We start from the raw sequence: 18,321 nt of genomic DNA, 5'->3' as shown, positions 1-18,321 counted from the left end.
TGGTTTAGCGTAACTTTTTAATGTTAAATTCGCTTTGGAGAAGAGCCCAGCTTTGAGGGAAGTCGTTTCCTAGTACCCAGTAGCTGATACCACGCAGCTTCCATTGTTTGATCAGTTTATACTTGGCTTGGATACTGCGTGCATCTTCAAACCATACGACATGTTTCTTACCAGCGTCATCGTAGTAGTTATAATAAGGCGCTTGCGCTTCGGTGTCGTATTGGATGACAGCTCCTCGTTTCCAGGCGATTTGGATTGCTTCTTGTGGATCGACAAGAGGCGCAAAGTCCCCCCCTTTTTTATAAGGGAGTGTCCAGTCATATCCATAGAGGGGGGCGCTCATCATAATTTTATCGGCGGGCATGACAGAAAGTGCATACTTTACTACCTCCTCTACTTGTGGAAGAGGGGAGACTGCCATGGGAGGTCCTCCAGACCAGCCCCATTCATATGTCATTAGAATAACGAAATCTACGATTTGTCCATGGGCTGCATAGTCATGTGCACTATACCATGGACCTGTTTGTTCTGCGCTTTTTTTCGGTGCAAGTGCGGTGGAGATCAAGTAGCCAGCTTGACGAACTCGCGTGGCGATTTTGCGTAAAAAGGCATTGTAAAGTTCACGGTCATCTGGATAAATGCGTTCAAAGTCAATATTGAGAGCTCCATATCCTTTGCTTTTCATCGTGGCTAAGACAGAGTCGATTAACTTGTTGATGCGCTCGTTATCGGTAAAGATGGAGCGGGTAATATCAGGAGAAAAATTACCTTCGGTGAAGTTGGTGAGCACCATCATAGGCATTGAGTTCGTTTCCTGAATGGCGCTTAGGGCTTTTTCATCTTTAGGTGGAGTAAGGCTACCATCTTTTTTTACTTGATAGCTGAACAGACTAAAGTAAGTGAGTGCAGATGCATCTTCTTTTACAATTTTAGCGTCTCGCTCAGTGCCTTTTGGCTCGAGATAACCGTTCGTTTCGATGGTGGGTTTGGGTTCTGAAGGTATTTTTATACGGGTGCCTACGGTTAGTTGCATCGGATTAATTTCCGGATTAGCTTGTAATAGTTGATCGACGGTCACACCGTATCTTCCAGCTAAAGCCCAAATACTTTCGCCTGATTGAATAATGTGATATCCAGTCGAGTTAGGAATGACGAGCGCTTGGCCTGGTACCAATCTCGTTGAATCTGCTAGTTGATTAATGTCAATGATCACATTGGGGGAAACACCGAAACGATTGGCAATCGCCCAGATCGATTCCCCGGGACGGACAACCACTATCTGCATAAAAGAGCCTCCTGTCAGCAAGTTTCTTATATAGGCTATTCAGCTATGGAGCAGATAGTGTCTGTACATAAATACGAGAAAGTTAGGCGTATTCAGGGAATTTGTTTAGAAAAGCTTGGGCCACTGGTTCATACTCGTGCTCGGGAATATCGATTAATACTCCATCTTCAATGTAGAAAAAGGAGATGGTGGGGTGATCCACGTTGCGTTCATAGTACATACCAACAAGATGTCCTTCAAAGTGGAAAGTAGCTCCTAAAACCGCTTGAATTGCTTTATCAGTGGTTATAAGAGTTTGAAAAAAGAGTGAATCGAGGTCATCTAGTACCATCTCTTCGTACAGTTGTCCCGGGTGTGTTAGCGTGAGATCGCCATCGTGGTCTTCTTCAATCACAATAAATAGCTGTTTTTTCGTCTCCTTTTCCCATATGAGGAGTAAATGTTTTACATTTTCATGTATAAATACATATTGATGACTTGTACCAAATCGTATATTCATACAAACCTCCCTAGTAAACTGGTTTATTGAAATTGTATTAAAAAAAGATTATTTCTGTCAATGTATGATGATTTCATTTTTTCTTACACTATGGAAGGCAGCAGGAAACGGATGTTCCCTGCTATTGAAGGAGGTGGCTATTTTTTTACTACGGTAATATAGCTGACCATGGGAATTTGGTTTGCTGATGTGTGGGTGTGGCATGTTAATCGAAAGGTACCAGGTGTGTCTGCAGTAAAAGAGATAGTGGTTTCCTTTCCTTTTGTGACTGTTCCATCAATGTTGTAATGTTCGAGCGTAAACTCGTGCTGTTTACCATGAATGCCGTGCAGGCGAAGAACAACCTCGTCTCCTTGATTGACGACGATTGTTCCAGGTTCAAAGCGATAAACCTCCACTTTTTTCTCATCGATATAGGTTGTATATTCGACTGTTGTCAAATGATATTCTTGTTGGTCGTCAAGTGAAGTCGTACTTGCTTCTTCTGTCATCTGTTCCATTACGGTTTCACCGCCGAGCCACGGTATGGGAAGGAGAATACACATTCCTAGTAATACACAGGTAAAGGCGAACAGGAGATAAAGCCATTGTTTAGAACGAGTAGTCATCGGAAGAACCTCCTTGAGTGAGATCCACTTTTCTTACGATTATTTACAATAAGTGAGAAATGATACCTGAGCGGGGTGGGTAAGTGCGAATGTGGAGGCAATTTGACACAAAAAGGTGTGGTATTTTCGCGAGCCACAAAGCATGCTATACTTAACCGTGAGAAGGTACAGCAGTCTATAGACGGAGTATGGGACAGCGAGGAGGGGTACCAGTGGCAGTGAATAATACGAAGACAAAAGAGCATGAAAATGATTTTCTCGATATGGTTAAATTCACGGTTTTATGGTTCGCCGTATTTTTTGGCATGGCAGTCGTTGCTACCGTGCTGGAATTTTTCGTATAAACCGTGTGTTAAAAATCAAGGGCTGAGCTTTTAGGTCAGCCCTTTGGTTTGCACGTGCGAAGGGATGAGATAGGGTGTTTAAGCGGTATCGAATGTTTTGGGTGTTGATTGGCGTGCTCATTGTGACATCGATCATTTCGTTTACCGTTCAATGGGACCCTGTTTTTCGACCAAAGACAGAACCTACAAACCCTAAGACCAGTGTTTCAATCGACTCACTTACCCTTTCACCTGAAGAGGGACAAGCTTTGATGGTGGAATCGGTTCACATGGTGACGCGTACGGGTGGGGAAGTTCCATTGGACGGGGCTGCCTACATAAGTTTGATTGAAGAGCTGTTGGTTAGTGAGGATCAACGTAGCGTGGAGCAAACGGATCTTTCTTCCGACTATCCTTATATTCTCATCGTGAGACTGAAGGATGAAGAGCCATTACTCTTTCGTGTGGGTCAAAGCGGGGTCATTTATGAACATACTCTTTTTATGGGCGAGCCGGCACGTTCTCTATACCAAAACTTACGCGAGGTTGCAGCAAGAAGCTTTTTGGATGTATTGCAGGCTCAATCACTGACGATGGAAGTTAGAGCAGAGGATATTGGTGAAAAAAAAGAACTTTCTAAGGGTGAAAGTAAGCGGCTGCTTGAGCGGCTACAGACCGCGATTGTGAAGGAGGAGACTAAAAACGTGGATCAGCCTTCTTTTCCTCGTTTTCAGATTCATTTATCCAGTGGGAATCCTGTGGCCGAAGAGCGGATAGAAGTGTTGGATAAAACGACAATACGTTTCCACTATGGAGCAGAGCGGATGGATTATAAAGTGGATGCTAAATTAGTCACTACTTTAGAAGAGTGGCTACCTACTCCTTCTTTTAATGCAGATGATGTACGTACGCTCTTTACTTTTCAGTGGGTAGCGAAGCAACGCACCGATAAAGAAAGAGAAGCGGTGAAGTTGGGCTCTACGAAAGAGAAAGATCGTTTGTTACGCGTTTTGCGCAAAGTGGAGGAATGCCGTTCGAACTCATCGGCCCAAGTATCTGGTCAATCTCCACAGATTACGCTATACTTTCAACTAGCTGAACAGGAACGTCCTCTTCACATTTTTAGGGATGCGTTTCAATATGCTGGGAAATCCTATCAATGTTCAGGCCTTTATCGTGAGTATGCTAGCCTTGATTAAGGTAAGGCTCTTTTTTATGTGTGTACAAAGTAAGACCAATGATGATTCGTATGAAGGAGGTGTAGAGGCGCATGATTTTATGATGCGCCGATCCCATGAATGTACATGAGTACCAGGGTAAAGAAGTGTTAAAGCAATATGGTGTTGATGTTCCAAAAGGGAAAGTTGCTTTTACTCCTGAAGAAGCAGTAGCTTGCGCGCAAGAACTAGGCGGAGAACTGTGGGTTGTAAAAGCACAAATCCATGCGGGTGGACGTGGGAAAGCAGGCGGGGTGAAACTGGCTCGCAGCTTGGACGAAGTGAAGACAATCGCAGAAGAATTAATTGGTAAAGTGTTGGTGACCCATCAAACCGGGCCAGAGGGGAAAGAAGTGAAACGCCTTTTGGTAGAAGAAGGGTGCGATATTGCAAAGGAATATTACGTCGGGATGGTAGTTGATCGCTCTACCGGTCAGATTACCATGATGGCTTCTGAAGAGGGCGGTACGGAAATCGAAGAAGTAGCGGAATCAAATCCAGAAAAAATCTTTAAAGAGTCCATTGACCCGGCAGTAGGGCTACTTCCATTCCAAGCGCGTCGCTTAGCTTATAACATCAATATCCCACGCGAATTAGTAAATCGAGCAGCTAAATTTATGATGGGTCTTTATCAAGCGTTTAGCGAAAAAGACGGATCTCTGGCAGAAATCAATCCTTTGATTACCACAGGTGATGGCCGTGTCATGGCGCTTGATGCGAAGTTGAATTTTGATGATAATGCTCTTTTCCGCCATAAAGATATTTTGGCACTGCGCGATTTAGATGAAGAAGATCCGAAGGAGATCGAAGCTTCTAAGTATGACCTTAATTATATTGCGCTCGATGGTAACATTGGCTGTATGGTAAATGGTGCAGGTCTAGCGATGGCGACAATGGATATTATTAAACACTACGGTGGAGATCCTGCTAACTTCCTAGATGTAGGGGGCGGTGCTACCACTGAGAAAGTAACAGAAGCATTTAAAATTATTTTATCTGATGAAAATGTAAAAGGTATCTTAATCAACATTTTTGGTGGCATCATGAAGTGTGATGTGATTGCCAATGGTGTGGTAGAAGCAGCTAAGCAGATCGGACTTGACAAACCACTTGTGGTTCGGCTAGAAGGAACCAATGTAGATAGAGGAAAAGCTATCTTACAAGAGTCTGGTTTGAAGATTGAAGCAGCCGACTCGATGGCAGACGCAGCACAAAAAATTGTTTCACTCGTGAAATAAGGAGAAAGGTGGGAAACCCGTGAGCATTTTCATTAATAAAGATACTAAAGTGATTACGCAAGGTATTACAGGAGCTAACGGTCTATTCCATACGAAGCAAGCTCTTGACTATGGAACCAAAGTGGTAGCAGGTGTGACTCCAGGTAAAGGCGGTACGGAAGTTGAAGGCGTACCTGTATTTAATACCGTAAAGGAAGCTGTTGAGGCGACAGGGGCTAATGCATCTGTCCTGTATGTGCCAGCCGCTTTTGCAGCCGATAGTATTATGGAAGCTGTCGATGCTGAACTAGATATTGTCGTTGCAATTACTGAAGGTATTCCTGTGCAAGACATGATTAAAGTGAAACGATACATGGAAGGAAAAAAGACCCGCTTAATTGGTCCTAACTGCCCAGGTGTCATCACTCCAGGCGAATGTAAGATCGGAATTATGCCAGGGTATATTCATGCCCCTGGACATGTGGGTATTGTTTCTCGTAGCGGAACGCTTACTTACGAAGCGGTTCACCAGTTGACTACACGTGGAATTGGACAATCTACAGCTGTCGGTATAGGTGGAGATCCTGTCAACGGAACAGACTTTATCGATACCTTAAAAGCATTTGAAGATGATGCAGATACGAAGGCAGTTATTATGATCGGTGAAATCGGGGGAACAGCGGAAGAAGAGGCAGCAGAATGGATTAAAGCAAATATGACCAAACCTGTGGTTGGATTTATCGGTGGTCAAACTGCTCCTCCTGGAAAACGCATGGGCCATGCCGGCGCGATCATTTCTGGTGGGAAAGGGACCGCAGCAGAGAAGATCAAAACATTAGAAAGCTGTGGCGTAAAAGTAGCACCAACGCCAGCGGATATTGGTGAAACGCTGATCTCTGTATTGGAAGAGAAAAATATGTTAGAAGCATGTAAAACAAAGGAATAGATTAGATAGAAGAGAAGGGAATCAGCTTGATTCCCTTCTCTTCTATCCTATTTTGGTGTGGGGAGGGATAAGTCATGCGCGCGCGGGATGGATTGATTGCTATGCATCAATTGCAAGGGGTCGGGAGAAAAACATTACAGTATCTGTGGAATGCTGGTTGGTCATTTGAAACAGATTGCCCCTTGGAACAGATAAAAAATTTAGAAGATATAAATATTTCCAGCAAAGCGTTACGAGCCATTCGCCAAAAATGGACGCCTTCGTTTATTCGCCATGTACAGACGGAATTAAAGAAGCGAAAGATTGAAGCGATTACGATTATGGATGAGGAATACCCTCGCTGGCTTAAAGAAATTCCCGATCCCCCATTAATTTTGTATGTTAAAGGAAATAAACACTTGCTTCATCGGCCTTGCCTTGGTATGGTTGGAACGAGAAAACCGACTCCGTACGGTTTACAGGTAACGCACTCATTAGCGTCATCTTTAGTTGAAAAAGGATGGGTTGTCGTCAGCGGAATGGCGTATGGGATAGATCGCGCAGCTCATGAAGGAGCCTTGGAGAAGACAGGTGCGACGATTGCTGTGTTAGCAGGAGGGGTAGATGTAATATATCCGAAGCGGCATCAGTCATTGTACCATCATATTATTGAGCAAGGACTGGTGGTGGCGGAAATGCCACCGGGGACGACTGCGCAGGCTGGTTTATTTCCTCAACGCAATCGGATTATTAGTGGATTGAGTCGGGGAACGATCGTGGTAGAGGCAGCGCAGCGGAGTGGGTCTTTAATAACTGCTGACTACAGTCTAGAACAAAACCGTGAAGTTTTTGCTGTCCCAGGTCCGATTACATCTCTACCTAGTCAAGGAACGAATCGTCTCATACAGCAAGGAGCTAAATGCTTAACTTCGATAGCAGACATTACAGAAGAGTTTATAGGCGTTTGCCTTTACCCGATGGAGCCGGAAAGGGATACTAATGCGGGTGTGCCAGAGGGGTTGACAGAAGAAGAGCAGCATCTCTTGGAGCAGCTGCAGAGTGAGCCCATATCGATAGAAGGGTTGTTGGAACAAAATAAAGAGATGGAGAGCAACCTTCATACTTTGTTACTTTCACTAGAGATGAAAGGAAAGATTAAACAGCTTCCAGGTGCTAATGTGATGAGGGTATAGGGCATATCTTAGCAGGATAGGTCAGTATAAATGAAAGAAAAGATTTACTCTCTTATACATAGGCTGAGTATGAAGAAGAGGTTACGCGGTAATGATTGAAAAAGAACTTAAGAGAGATGCATTGTAGAAAAATAATTGACATGATCGTCTAAATTGGAAATAATGGAGAACGGATTTCATATTGAGGGGAGGACAATGCATGGCGGATGCGCTGGTCATTGTCGAATCACCCGCAAAAGCGAAAACCATCGGTAAATATTTAGGGAAAAAATATATAGTGAAAGCATCGATGGGTCATGTGCGGGATTTACCCAAGAGTCAGTTGGGTATTGATATCGAAAACGAATTTAATCCAAAATATATCACCATTCGCGGAAAAGGTGATGTGTTGAAAGAACTCCGCAAAGCACGCAAGAAAGTAAAACATGTGTATCTTGCTGCTGACCCCGATCGTGAGGGGGAAGCAATCGCTTGGCATCTGGCATATAGTTTAGAGTTGGATCCTGAGGCAGAGTGTCGGGTAGTTTTTAATGAAATTACCAAACAGGCAGTGCGGGATGCGTTTAAACAACCGCGCTCTATTAATATGGATCTGGTGAACGCACAGCAAGCGCGACGCTTGTTAGACCGGCTTGTGGGATATGGCATTAGTCCTATTCTATGGAAAAAAGTGAAAAAGGGATTAAGTGCAGGTCGAGTGCAATCAGTCGCAGTCAAATTAATTATTGACCGTGAACATGAGATCCGTAACTTTGAACCTGATGAATATTGGCATGTGAATGCCACGCTGAAAAGTGGAGACGAAGAGTTTGACGCGAAGTTTTACGGGTACGAGAAGAAAAAAGAATTGAAGTCAAAAGAGGAAGTAGATCAACTGCTGGATGCGATTAAAGGTAAGCGCTTTATCGTTCAGGAGGTAAAAAAGAGCGAGCGCAGGCGCAACCCTGCTCCTCCATTTATTACTAGTTCTTTGCAGCAAGAGGCTGCCCGACGCCTTAATTTTCGCGCGGGGAAAACGATGGCGTTAGCACAGCAGTTGTATGAAGGTATTCCGTTAGGGAAAGAGGGAACGGTTGGGCTTATTACGTATATGCGTACAGATTCTACTCGCATCTCTGATACAGCACGGGATGAAGTGCGTCAATACATTTTTGATACCTATGGGGAAGCGTTTATTCCTGCGCAGCCACGTGTACATCAGAAAAAGGCAGGGGCGCAAGATGCACACGAAGCGATTCGGGTAACTTCTGTCGCACGAGATCCACAGTCAATGAAGCCCTATTTAAAGCGGGATCAGCTGCGCCTTTATAAATTAATCTGGGAACGGTTCGTGGCAAGTCAGATGAGTCCTGCAGTGATGGATGCGATTTCTGCTGATATTAAGGTGGGGACTGCCATTTTTCGCGCTAACGGATCTAAAGTGAAGTTCCCTGGTTTTATGAAGGTATATGTAGAAGGAGAAAAGAGCGGCAAGAAGGAAAAAGACACTTTTTTGCCAGCGTTAGAGAAAAGCCAGGTGCTGAAGAAGAAAGAGATTGAACCGACACAGCACTTTACGCAACCACCACCAAGATATTCTGAAGCACGCTTAGTAAAAACGTTGGAAGAGTTGGGGATTGGACGCCCTAGTACCTATGCGCCTACGCTAGAAACGATCCAAAGACGGGGTTATATCAAGATGGAAGATCGCCGGTTTGTCCCCTCGGAATTGGGTGAAGTCGTGATTGAGCTGATGGAAGAATTCTTTCCTGAGATATTAAATGCAGAGTTTACGGCTACATGGGAAGAGCATTTGGATCATATCAGTGAAGGGATGGGGGACTGGGTGCAACTTTTGGACCAGTTCTACGATCAATTTGAGAAACGCTTGACGCATGCAGAAGAAGAGATGCGCCATGTAGTGATCGAAGATGAAGTTTCCGATGTTGAGTGTGAAAAATGCGGTTCCATGATGGTTTATAAATTTGGGCGATATGGAAAATTTCTCGCATGCCCATCTTTCCCTGATTGCCGCAATACAAAAGCGATTGTCAAGTCGACAGGAGTGACATGTCCTGATTGCCACAAGGGAGAAATCGTAGAGAGAAAAAGCAAAAAGAACCGGACTTTCTACGGATGTGATCAGTATCCGGAGTGTGAATTTCTTTCCTGGGATAAGCCTGTACCGAGACCGTGTCCCAAATGCGGTAAGTTATTGGTGGAGAAACGGACGAAAAAACAGACAACGATTCGCTGTATAGCATGCGATTATGAAGAACGCGTCGAAGAATAAAAAATTGCGTGAAACGTTTTGTCCATAGGATACGTACAGTGAAATGAGGGAGGAATGTCAAATGGGTTCCTTTCATGCAACCACCATTTTTGCTATTTTTCATGAGGGCAAAGGGGCGATTGCCGGAGATGGACAAGTTACGATGGGGAATCAAATCGTGATGAAAAATCGGGCTCAGAAAGTGAGACGCCTGTACCGTGGTCAAGTTATCGCTGGTTTTGCGGGCTCAGTTGCTGATGCAATGACATTATTCGAGAAATTTGAAGCAAAGTTGGAGGAGTATCACGGCAATTTGCCACGGGCTGCCGTTGAGTTAGCAAAAGAATGGCGTTCAGATAAAGTGCTGCGGAAGTTGGAAGCCATGTTGATTGTGATGAATCAAGAGCACCTCCTCTTAATTTCAGGAACGGGTGAAGTAATTGAACCTGATGATGGAATTTTGGCGATTGGCTCAGGGGGATCGTTTGCATTAGCCGCAGGTCGCTCTTTAAAGCGGCATGCTGCACAGATGGAAGCGAAGGAAATTGCACGTGCCGCCCTGGAAATTGCGAGTGAAATTTGTGTTTTCACAAACCAAAATATCATCGTTGAGGAGGTATAGTGTGGACACAATGAGGAAAGCGAAGGACGAGTGGACACCGAAAAAAATTGTGGCGGAGCTGGATAAGCATATTATCGGTCAGGACCAAGCGAAGCGTGCGGTAGCGATCGCCTTACGCAATCGCTACCGGCGCACATTGTTGCCGGCAGAGTTGCGCGAAGAAGTTGTGCCGAAGAATATCTTAATGATCGGACCTACCGGTGTGGGAAAAACAGAGATCGCTCGCCGCTTAGCTAAGATAGTGGGTGCTCCTTTTGTAAAAGTAGAGGCAACCAAATTTACGGAAGTGGGTTATGTGGGTCGGGATGTGGAGTCAATGGTGCGTGATTTGATTGAAACAGCGATTCGGATCGTCAAATTAAGCAAGATGGAAGCGGTGAAAGGCAAAGCGGAGGAACTGGCTAATGAACGGCTCGTCTCTATTCTTGTTCCGACTAAGCAGAAAGAGAGCAACTATAAGAATCCTTTAGAGATGCTTTTTGGTCAATCTGGGCAAGCGGAGGGCAATAGTAACGAAGATGACGGGGAGAAGGTGCGGTTACGTGAACGGCGGCGTGTGATCCGTCAGCAGTTGTTAGCAGGAGAATTAGAAGATGATGTCGTGGAAGTGGAAGTAGAGGACCAATCTGTCCCCATGTTAGATATGCTTTCTGGCTCAGGCATGGAGCAGATGGGCATGAATATGCAAGAAATGTTTGGTCAGTTAATGCCGAAGCGGAAGAAAAATCGTCGTTTGACTGTAAAAGAAGCGCGTGAAGTATTGATACAGGATGAGGGACAAAAATTAATCGATATGGATCAGGTTACGCAAGAGGCGATGCGGTTGGTAGAGGATTCTGGGATGATCTTTATTGATGAGGTAGATAAAATTGCAGGCAAAGACCATGTAGGCGGAGCAGATGTGTCTCGTGAAGGAGTACAGCGCGATATCCTTCCCATTGTAGAAGGTTCCACAGTGATGACAAAGTACGGGCCAATCAAAACAGATCACATCCTCTTTATTGCCGCCGGAGCGTTCCACACCGCGAAACCATCCGACTTGATTCCAGAACTACAAGGTAGATTTCCTATTCGTGTCCATCTCAATAGTTTGACGGAAAAAGATTTTATTCGAATTCTGACTGAACCGAAAGGTGCCCTGATTAAGCAGTATACCGCTTTATTGGCAACAGAAGGGATCGGGGTTCAGTTTGATGAGGAAGCGATTAATGAACTCGCTTATTTAGCGAAAGAAGTAAATCATTCTACTGAAAATATTGGCGCACGTCGCTTACACACTATTATGGAGCGACTGTTGGAGCAGCTCTCTTTTGAAGCACCAGAGATTCACCTTGAGGAAGTGATGATAACGCGTGCTTATGTGAGGGAGCGTTTATCTGATGTAGTGGAAGATCGAGATTTGAGCCAGTATATTTTATAACATAAGGAGATCGATGGCCTGTGAACTTATTAAGCAAAGCACGTCGCATCAACCAATTGCTACAAAAGTCGGGAGCCAAACCTGTATACTTTACAGATATGGCGGAACGTTTGAGTGAAGTGATCGAGTCTAACGTCTTTGTCATCAGCCGCAAAGGGAAAATATTGGGATATCAATTAGTTCAAGAAGATCCCCTCTCTGAGCAATTTTTAAGAGAGGAACGCATTCCCGAATCATATAACGAGCGGTTGCTACAGATACAAGAAACCTCGGCTAATATGGATCCGTCCAGTTCATTAAGCTTTGCTAATCAAAAAGATGACTTATTGCAGCACCGCGTGACAACAGTGGTACCGATCATCGGTGGGGGTCGGAGATTGGGAAGTTTACTTTTAACTCGCTTTGAGGGTTCGTTTGTAAATGACGACCTTGTGCTCGCTGAATACGGCGCCACTGTTGCTGGAATGGAGATTTTACAGACGATTTCAGAACGGACGGAAGAAGAAGCACGTAATCGCGCGATCGTTCATCTTGCAGTTAGCTCACTTTCATATAGTGAACTAGAGGCGGTAGAACACATCTTTGATGAATTGGACGGATTGGAAGGATTGTTGGTCGCGAGTAAAGTAGCGGATCGAGTAGGCATTACACGTTCAGTTATTGTTAATGCTCTGCGGAAGTTGGAAAGTGCTGGAGTGATTGATTCTCGTTCACTTGGCATGAAGGGAACCTATATCAAGGTGTTAAATCCGAAGTTGATGGATGAGCTGGAGAAGGTGCGCCAGTCGTAGATGGCTAGCGCGTACTCTTGCAAGATAAGTGACAAATATGCTATATTAAGTAGCAGTGTGAATACACACGTCGGTGGAAGCTAAGCGGAGGGGTGTCGCAATCAGCGATCTTCGCCTGCACATGAAGCTGGCGGTGGCTAAACCAAGAGGAGGAATAATCACATGGCTGTTGTATCAATGAAGCAATTGCTAGAAGCAGGTGTTCATTTCGGACACCAAACACGTCGTTGGAACCCAAAGATGAAAAAGTATATTTTTACGGAGCGGAACGGAATTTACATCATCGATCTGCAAAAAACCGTAAAAATGATTGAAGAAGTTTATAACTATGTACGTCAACTGTCTGAAGATGGTGGCACTGTATTGTTTGTTGGAACAAAGAAGCAAGCACAGGATGCAGTTAAAGAAGAAGCTGAGCGTTCTGATATGTTTTTTGTAAACCAACGTTGGTTGGGTGGAACATTAACCAACTTTGAAACCATCCGCAAGCGGATTGACCGTCTGCATCAGTTGGACAAAATGGAAGAAGACGGTACATTTGATGTGCTACCAAAGAAAGAAGTTGTTTTGCTTAACAAAGAGCGTGCTCGTTTAGAGAAGTTCTTGGGCGGCGTTAAACATATGAAAAAATTACCAGATGCTCTTTTTATCATTGATCCTCGTAAAGAGCGGATCGCTGTAGCCGAAGCGCGTAAGCTGAACATCCCGATCATTTCTATCGTGGACACCAACTGTGATCCAGATGAGATCGATTACAAAATTCCAGGGAACGATGACGCTATTCGTGCTGTGCGCTTGTTCACTTCTAAAATTGCTGATGCGATCATCGAAGGTCGTCAAGGTGAACAAGGTGTGGAGCAAAGCGAAGGATCTGGAGAGCAAACTGCTTAAATTATGAAGAGTCGGGCATACGGGGGCGCATGTGTAGTCGCCCCGGTGCCTTCTATGTATACAGGGTCGGATGGATATGAAGGAGGAGTTTAGAAATGGCGATCTCAGCTGCACTTGTAAAAGAGTTGCGAGAAAAAACGGGTGCTGGAATGATGGATTGTAAAAAGATACTTGAAAAAGCAGAAGGAAACATGGATAAAGCAATTGAGATGCTCCGTGAGAAAGGGTTAGCATCTGCGGACAAGAAAGCTGATCGTATAGCTGCAGAAGGCGTTGTTGAATCTTACATACACGGTGGTGGACGCATCGGTGTATTGATCGAAATCAACTGTGAAACTGACTTTGTCGCAAAGACCGATGGTTTTAAAGCGTTCGTACGTGAACTTGCGATGCAAGTAGCTGCTATGAATCCGCAATTTGTTCGCCGTGAAGAAGTTCCAGAGGAATTTGTACAAAGCGAGCGGGAAATTTTGCGCAAACAAGCACTCGATGAAGGAAAGCCAGCCAATATCGTGGATAAGATGGTAGAAGGTCGCTTGAGTAAGCGCTTTAAAGAAGTGTGTTTACTTGAACAACCTTATATCAAAGATGGCGACAAAACGATTGATGAACTGGTACGTGAGCAAGTAGCAAAGCTGGGCGAAAACATCAATGTTCGCCGTTTTGTGCGTTTTGAATTAGGCGAAGGCATTGAGAAAAAAGAAGAAAACTTTGCAGATGAAGTGATGTCTCAGGTGAAGAAATAGGGACCACTCAAAAGGGAACACCCTGTGTTCCCTTTTTTTCCGTGCATAAGTAGGTAGGTATTGACGATTGGAGGTCTGATGATGGCGCACGCGAAGTTTAAACGAGTGATATTAAAGCTAAGTGGAGAAGCATTGGCGGGGGAAAAGGGGTTTGGCATCGATTCGGAGATGATTGCCTCTATCTCTCGTCAAATCCAAGAAGTTGTCGAGCTAGGTGTAGAGGTCGCAGTCGTTGTTGGTGGAGGGAATATCTGGCGTGGTCTGTCTGGAAGTGAGCGTGGAATGGATCGTGCGACCGCAGACTATATGGGTATGTTAGCCACAGTAATGAACTCACTCGCATTGCAAGATGGTTTAGAGCATGTAGGTGTGCCGACACGTGTACAAACATCGATTGAAATGCGACAAGTTGCAGAGCCGTATATCCGTCGCCGTGCGATGCGCCATTTGGAAAAAGGTCGAGTGGTTATATTTTCCTCCGGATTGGGCAATCCTTATTTCTCTACAGATACAGCAGCTGCACTGCGTGCGGCAGAAATAGAGGCAGATGTCATCTTGATGGCAAAAAATCAAGTTGACGGTGTATACACTGCTGATCCAAAAGAAGATGAGAACGCAGAGAAATATGAATCCCTTACTTATTTAGACCTCCTTAATAAAGGGCTGGGTGTGATGGATTCAACCGCATCTTCACTGTGCATGGACAACGATATTCCATTAATCGTCTTTAATATCAAAACAGAGGGTAATATACGCCGTGTAATCTTAGGCGATACAATCGGAACTATTGTAAGGGGGAATGAGTAATGTTAAACGAAGTGAAAAATCGTGCTGAAGATAAAATGAAAAAAGCGATTCAGGTTTTAAAAAAGGATCTGGGTACACTGCGCGCCGGAAGAGCTAACCCATCACTTTTAGATAAGATTGTGGTTGAATACTATGGTAGTGAAATGCCGATTAACCAGATGGCCAATGTATCCGTTCCAGAACCGCGCATGCTATTGATTCAACCCTGGGATAAATCTTCGCTGGGTGAAATTGAACGTGCTATTTTAAAGTCTGATCTAGGTCTAACACCTACGAATGATGGGAATTTGATCCGAATCGCGATTCCGGCCTTGACGGAAGAACGTCGCGCTGAATTGGTTAAACTAGCGAAAAAGATGGGCGAAGAGTCTAAGGTAGCGATTCGTAACATTCGTCGGGATGCCAATGATGAAGTGAAGAAATTAGAAAAATCAGGTGATATCTCAGAAGATGATGCTCGCCGTGGACAAGAAGAGGTACAAAAACTGACAGATCGCTATATAGAAGTATCTGAAGATGTGATTAAAGGGAAAGAAAAGGAAATCATGGAGGTATAATGTATTATCCTCTTCCCTACACCCCCTGACTAGGGGGTTTTCCTTTAAAAAAACCGATTTTGGCTTTGTACTATTATGTATTATAATATTTTTAAGAGGCTATCGTACTGGTCGGAGGAATGGACATGTTAGAAGCTCTTAAGCGATTATTCCGTGGACATCAGGAAATCGGGGTGACGAGCGATACAGATCGCTCAGAAACAATCAAACAATTGAAATTTGGACAGATTCCCAAACATGTGGCGATCATTATGGATGGGAATGGTCGTTGGGCAGCTAAGCGTGGCCTACCGCGGATAGCTGGTCATCAAGCAGGTATGAAAACAGTTCGTGAAATCGTACGTGTGGCAGACGATTTAGGAATTGAGGTTCTTACTTTATACTCTTTTTCCACTGAGAATTGGAAGCGACCGCGGGATGAAGTCAATTTTCTGATGAAATTACCGCAAGAGTTTTTTAACAGTGAGATTAAGGAATTAAAGAGCCGTAATATCCGTGTGGAAATGGTGGGAAGCGAATCCCAGTTGCCGGGCTTTACAATGAGTGCGATTAACCAGTTTCGTGAAGAGACAAAAGAAAATACTGGTTTACAACTTAATTTCGCAATGAATTATGGATCGCGTTCGGAGATTTTATATGCGGTAGAAGGGATGCTCCGCGATCAGGCAGGGGGGCATTTAGACATAGATGAGGTAAATGAGGAGACATTCGCTCGTTATTTGTACACTCGGGATTTACCTGATCCAGATTTGATGATCCGGACAAGTGGAGAGATTCGTATCAGTAACTTTATGTTATGGCAGCTTGCATATAGTGAACTTTGGTTTACGGAAACAGCTTGGCCCGATTTTAAAGAGAAGAGTTTCCTGCAGGCCATTCAAGATTATCAACGCCGATCTCGTCGATATGGGGCGTTGAAATAGATAGGTGTGGTTACTATGAAACAACGAACCATTACAGGATTTATTGTAGCGGCGGGATTTATGGGTTTCCTCTTAGTTGGAGGAGTATGGTACGCCGGCCTCATCGCAGTTATAGCACTTATAGGGTACAAAGAATTTAATCACATGCTCCGTATCTCGTGGTACAAGCCACAAGCCCTTTTTGGCTTTTTTCTGGTGGCTCTTTTTCAACTATATACCATGGTGGGGGCAGGGGGTTACTTCTCTTTAGAGCGAATTTTGTTTCCCAGCCAAGGCACGATTGTGTTGTTAGGTGTTATAGGTTATTTTTTGATTATGATCTTCAGTAAGAACGAGGTGGATATTCATCACGTGTCACTTTCGTTCATTGGGGCTGTGTACATAGGATTTGGTTTCTCCTATATGATTGAAGGACGATTGATCGAGGAAGGACTGTACTGGTCTTTGTTGGTTATTTTTGTAACATGGGCTAACGATATCGGTGCTTATATGATCGGGCGCCGTTTAGGCAAGCGAAAGCTATGGCCAACAATCAGTCCTAATAAGACTATGGGTGGTCACTTAGGTGGTTTAATTGCGGCGATTGTGGTAGGCGGGATCTTTATTGCACTTTATCCTATATTGGGAACCGTCACTCAGATGATGGGTGTGATTATGATGATTGCTGTGTTTGGTCAGTTAGGAGACTTGGCAGAATCAGCGATGAAGCGTACATTTTCTGTAAAGGACTCGGGAACGCTGTTACCTGGTCATGGTGGTGTATTAGATCGAATGGATAGTTTGATCTTCGTATTTCCTGTTCTTCATCTTTTACAAGTGATTTAATAGATGAAGGAGTGAGGTTTCATTCTAGAAAAATGGCTAAGCCTGGAAATAGAAAGTAGGCGATGACGATAAAACGGATTAGTATTTTGGGATCAACCGGTTCGATTGGGCAAAATACGATCGAAGTGGTAAGCGCACATCCAGAAAGCTTTGAGATAGTAGCGCTAGCTGCGGGCAGTAATGTTCCTGCTATGGTAGAGCAGGTTAGACGAACGCGTCCAAAGCTGATCTCGATGGCGAGTAAAGAAGCAGCAGAGCAAGTGCGAAGGGAAGTAGACTCCTCTGTTCAAGTAATGTTTGGTGAAGAAGGACTTCTGGCTGTGGCTACATGCTCCGCTTCGAACTATGTTGTCTCTGCCATCGTCGGAAGTCAGGGATTAACCCCCACGTTGGCGGCGATTGAAGCAGGCAAGACGATCGGACTAGCCAATAAGGAAACGCTAGTGATGGGTGGTGCGATTGTCACAAAGGTAGCTCGGGAACACGGTGTAGAGATTTTGCCGATCGATAGTGAGCATTCTGCCATTTTCCAATGCTTGAATGGAGAGCGACGCAGTGATGTGAAGAAAATGATTCTTACCGCTTCCGGGGGTTCGTTTCGTGATTGGAGTCGTGAAGATATCGCTCGAGCTACCCCGGCAGAAGCGTTAAAGCACCCCAATTGGTCGATGGGTGCCAAAGTGACGATTGATTCGGCCACGATGTTAAATAAAGGGTTAGAAGTGATAGAGGCTCATTGGTTGTTTAAGATGGACTATGAGCAAATTGAGGTATTGATTCATCCACAAAGTATTGTTCATTCATTGGTGGAGTTTCAAGATGGGGCGATGATGGCACAGCTGGGAACACCAGATATGAAAGTGCCGATTCAATATGCGCTCACTTACCCACAGCGTCTACCGCTAGCAGGAGAGCAACTAGATCTGGCTAAGCTGGGATCACTTCACTTTTATGAGCCGGATTTGACCCGTTATCCATTACTAAAATATGCTTTTGACGCAGGCAAAGCTGGAGGTAGTGTTCCGGCAGTTTTAAATGCTGCTAACGAAGTAGCGGTAGAACGTTTCTTACAAGAGGAGATTCCTTATCTAGGAATTGAGGAGATTGTGGGCGAAGTGTTAGTGAAACACCAGAAGATTGCAGATCCAACCTTGCAAGAACTGTACGAAGCAGATCATTGGGCGCGACTGTCTGCGCGTGAGATCGGCATATTTCAATAGG

General features: G+C 44.4%; 19 protein-coding genes. 16 read left to right on the top strand and 3 right to left on the bottom strand.

Annotated elements, in window-relative coordinates:
* Positions 1–4: 4 nt before the first annotated feature.
* The 3 genes from NXZ84_RS06960 to NXZ84_RS06950 form a co-directional block, all read right to left on the bottom strand.
* A complete protein-coding gene (locus NXZ84_RS06960) occupies positions 5–1,285 on the bottom strand; it encodes a glycoside hydrolase family 18 protein (protein ID WP_258839545.1) in 1,281 nt (426 codons plus the stop codon).
* Positions 1,286–1,367: 82 nt separating this feature from the next.
* Positions 1,368–1,784: a hypothetical protein gene (locus NXZ84_RS06955; protein ID WP_258839544.1), complete on the bottom strand. Its 417-nt coding sequence runs from the start codon at positions 1,782–1,784 to the stop codon at positions 1,368–1,370.
* A 137-nt stretch (positions 1,785–1,921) separates the two neighbouring features.
* On the bottom strand, positions 1,922–2,392 hold the full coding sequence (locus NXZ84_RS06950; RefSeq protein WP_258839543.1) for a cupredoxin domain-containing protein: 471 nt from the start codon (positions 2,390–2,392) through the stop codon (positions 1,922–1,924).
* A 212-nt stretch (positions 2,393–2,604) separates the two neighbouring features.
* Between NXZ84_RS06950 and NXZ84_RS06945 the strand changes: the two genes are divergently transcribed.
* The 16 genes from NXZ84_RS06945 to NXZ84_RS06870 all read left to right on the top strand — a co-directional run bounded on the left by NXZ84_RS06945 (position 2,605) and on the right by NXZ84_RS06870 (position 18,320).
* Positions 2,605–2,736 carry a hypothetical protein gene (locus NXZ84_RS06945; RefSeq protein ID WP_258839542.1) on the top strand — a complete coding sequence of 44 codons (132 nt, stop codon included), beginning with the start codon at positions 2,605–2,607 and terminating at the stop codon, positions 2,734–2,736.
* Between the two features lie 74 nt (positions 2,737–2,810).
* The gene (locus NXZ84_RS06940; RefSeq protein WP_258839541.1) at positions 2,811–3,914 is read left to right on the top strand and encodes a hypothetical protein; all 1,104 of its coding nucleotides are present in this window, start codon (positions 2,811–2,813) and stop codon (positions 3,912–3,914) included.
* 95 nt (positions 3,915–4,009) lie between these two features.
* Complete coding sequence (sucC, locus tag NXZ84_RS06935; protein WP_258839540.1) at positions 4,010–5,170, top strand: ADP-forming succinate--CoA ligase subunit beta; 1,161 nt, start codon at positions 4,010–4,012, stop codon at positions 5,168–5,170.
* Positions 5,171–5,189: 19 nt separating this feature from the next.
* A complete protein-coding gene (gene sucD / locus NXZ84_RS06930; RefSeq protein WP_258839539.1) occupies positions 5,190–6,095 on the top strand; it encodes a succinate--CoA ligase subunit alpha in 906 nt (301 codons plus the stop codon).
* 74 nt (positions 6,096–6,169) lie between these two features.
* Positions 6,170–7,267, top strand: a complete 1,098-nt coding sequence (gene dprA, locus NXZ84_RS06925) for a DNA-processing protein DprA (protein WP_258839538.1) — start codon at positions 6,170–6,172, stop codon at positions 7,265–7,267.
* A gap of 199 nt (positions 7,268–7,466) precedes the next feature.
* The gene (gene topA / locus NXZ84_RS06920; protein WP_258839537.1) at positions 7,467–9,539 is read left to right on the top strand and encodes a type I DNA topoisomerase; all 2,073 of its coding nucleotides are present in this window, start codon (positions 7,467–7,469) and stop codon (positions 9,537–9,539) included.
* Positions 9,540–9,600: 61 nt separating this feature from the next.
* The gene (gene hslV, locus NXZ84_RS06915; RefSeq protein ID WP_258839536.1) at positions 9,601–10,140 is read left to right on the top strand and encodes an ATP-dependent protease subunit HslV; all 540 of its coding nucleotides are present in this window, start codon (positions 9,601–9,603) and stop codon (positions 10,138–10,140) included.
* Positions 10,141–10,150: 10 nt separating this feature from the next.
* Positions 10,151–11,560: an ATP-dependent protease ATPase subunit HslU gene (gene hslU, locus NXZ84_RS06910; protein ID WP_258840357.1), complete on the top strand. Its 1,410-nt coding sequence runs from the start codon at positions 10,151–10,153 to the stop codon at positions 11,558–11,560.
* A gap of 20 nt (positions 11,561–11,580) precedes the next feature.
* Complete coding sequence (codY, locus tag NXZ84_RS06905; RefSeq protein ID WP_258839535.1) at positions 11,581–12,351, top strand: GTP-sensing pleiotropic transcriptional regulator CodY; 771 nt, start codon at positions 11,581–11,583, stop codon at positions 12,349–12,351.
* Positions 12,352–12,513: 162 nt separating this feature from the next.
* Positions 12,514–13,242 (top strand): 30S ribosomal protein S2, encoded by a 729-nt coding sequence (gene rpsB / locus NXZ84_RS06900; RefSeq protein ID WP_258839534.1) that lies wholly within the window; start codon positions 12,514–12,516, stop codon positions 13,240–13,242.
* Positions 13,243–13,337: 95 nt separating this feature from the next.
* Positions 13,338–13,988, top strand: a complete 651-nt coding sequence (gene tsf, locus NXZ84_RS06895; RefSeq protein ID WP_258839533.1) for a translation elongation factor Ts — start codon at positions 13,338–13,340, stop codon at positions 13,986–13,988.
* A gap of 81 nt (positions 13,989–14,069) precedes the next feature.
* On the top strand, positions 14,070–14,795 hold the full coding sequence (gene pyrH / locus NXZ84_RS06890; RefSeq protein WP_258839532.1) for a UMP kinase: 726 nt from the start codon (positions 14,070–14,072) through the stop codon (positions 14,793–14,795).
* Positions 14,795–15,352, top strand: a complete 558-nt coding sequence (gene frr, locus NXZ84_RS06885) for a ribosome recycling factor (protein WP_258839531.1) — start codon at positions 14,795–14,797, stop codon at positions 15,350–15,352. Before pyrH ends, frr begins: the two co-directional genes overlap by 1 nt.
* Positions 15,353–15,477: 125 nt before the next feature.
* Positions 15,478–16,275: an undecaprenyl pyrophosphate synthase gene (locus tag NXZ84_RS06880; protein ID WP_258839530.1), complete on the top strand. Its 798-nt coding sequence runs from the start codon at positions 15,478–15,480 to the stop codon at positions 16,273–16,275.
* A gap of 15 nt (positions 16,276–16,290) precedes the next feature.
* Positions 16,291–17,100, top strand: coding sequence for a phosphatidate cytidylyltransferase (locus tag NXZ84_RS06875; RefSeq protein WP_258839529.1), 810 nt, complete (start codon positions 16,291–16,293; stop codon positions 17,098–17,100).
* Positions 17,101–17,168: 68 nt separating this feature from the next.
* A complete protein-coding gene (locus NXZ84_RS06870) occupies positions 17,169–18,320 on the top strand; it encodes a 1-deoxy-D-xylulose-5-phosphate reductoisomerase (RefSeq protein WP_258840356.1) in 1,152 nt (383 codons plus the stop codon).
* Position 18,321 lies beyond the last annotated feature (1 nt).

Source organism: Mechercharimyces sp. CAU 1602, assembly GCF_024753565.1.
In the GTDB taxonomy this organism is placed as follows: domain Bacteria; phylum Bacillota; class Bacilli; order Thermoactinomycetales; family JANTPT01; genus Mechercharimyces.
Note: the sequence above shows the minus strand (reverse complement) of the source record. Positions and strands in the feature narration are given on the sequence as shown.

Bases quoted from the DNA above. Each gene is read 5' to 3' on its own strand.
- NXZ84_RS06880 (WP_258839530.1), top strand. From the start codon at position 15,478: ATGTTAGAAGCTCTTAAGCGATTATTCCGTGGACATCAGGAAATCGGG.
- topA (WP_258839537.1), top strand. From the start codon at position 7,467: ATGGCGGATGCGCTGGTCATTGTCGAATCACCCGCAAAAGCGAAAACC.
- NXZ84_RS06875 (WP_258839529.1), top strand. From the start codon at position 16,291: ATGAAACAACGAACCATTACAGGATTTATTGTAGCGGCGGGATTTATG.
- hslU (WP_258840357.1), top strand. From the start codon at position 10,151: ATGAGGAAAGCGAAGGACGAGTGGACACCGAAAAAAATTGTGGCGGAG.
- NXZ84_RS06950 (WP_258839543.1), bottom strand. From the start codon at position 2,392: ATGACTACTCGTTCTAAACAATGGCTTTATCTCCTGTTCGCCTTTACC.
- rpsB (WP_258839534.1), top strand. From the start codon at position 12,514: ATGGCTGTTGTATCAATGAAGCAATTGCTAGAAGCAGGTGTTCATTTC.
- hslV (WP_258839536.1), top strand. From the start codon at position 9,601: ATGGGTTCCTTTCATGCAACCACCATTTTTGCTATTTTTCATGAGGGC.
- frr (WP_258839531.1), top strand. From the start codon at position 14,795: ATGTTAAACGAAGTGAAAAATCGTGCTGAAGATAAAATGAAAAAAGCG.
- NXZ84_RS06955 (WP_258839544.1), bottom strand. From the start codon at position 1,784: ATGAATATACGATTTGGTACAAGTCATCAATATGTATTTATACATGAA.
- pyrH (WP_258839532.1), top strand. From the start codon at position 14,070: ATGGCGCACGCGAAGTTTAAACGAGTGATATTAAAGCTAAGTGGAGAA.
- dprA (WP_258839538.1), top strand. From the start codon at position 6,170: ATGCGCGCGCGGGATGGATTGATTGCTATGCATCAATTGCAAGGGGTC.
- NXZ84_RS06960 (WP_258839545.1), bottom strand. From the start codon at position 1,285: ATGCAGATAGTGGTTGTCCGTCCCGGGGAATCGATCTGGGCGATTGCC.
- tsf (WP_258839533.1), top strand. From the start codon at position 13,338: ATGGCGATCTCAGCTGCACTTGTAAAAGAGTTGCGAGAAAAAACGGGT.
- sucC (WP_258839540.1), top strand. From the start codon at position 4,010: ATGAATGTACATGAGTACCAGGGTAAAGAAGTGTTAAAGCAATATGGT.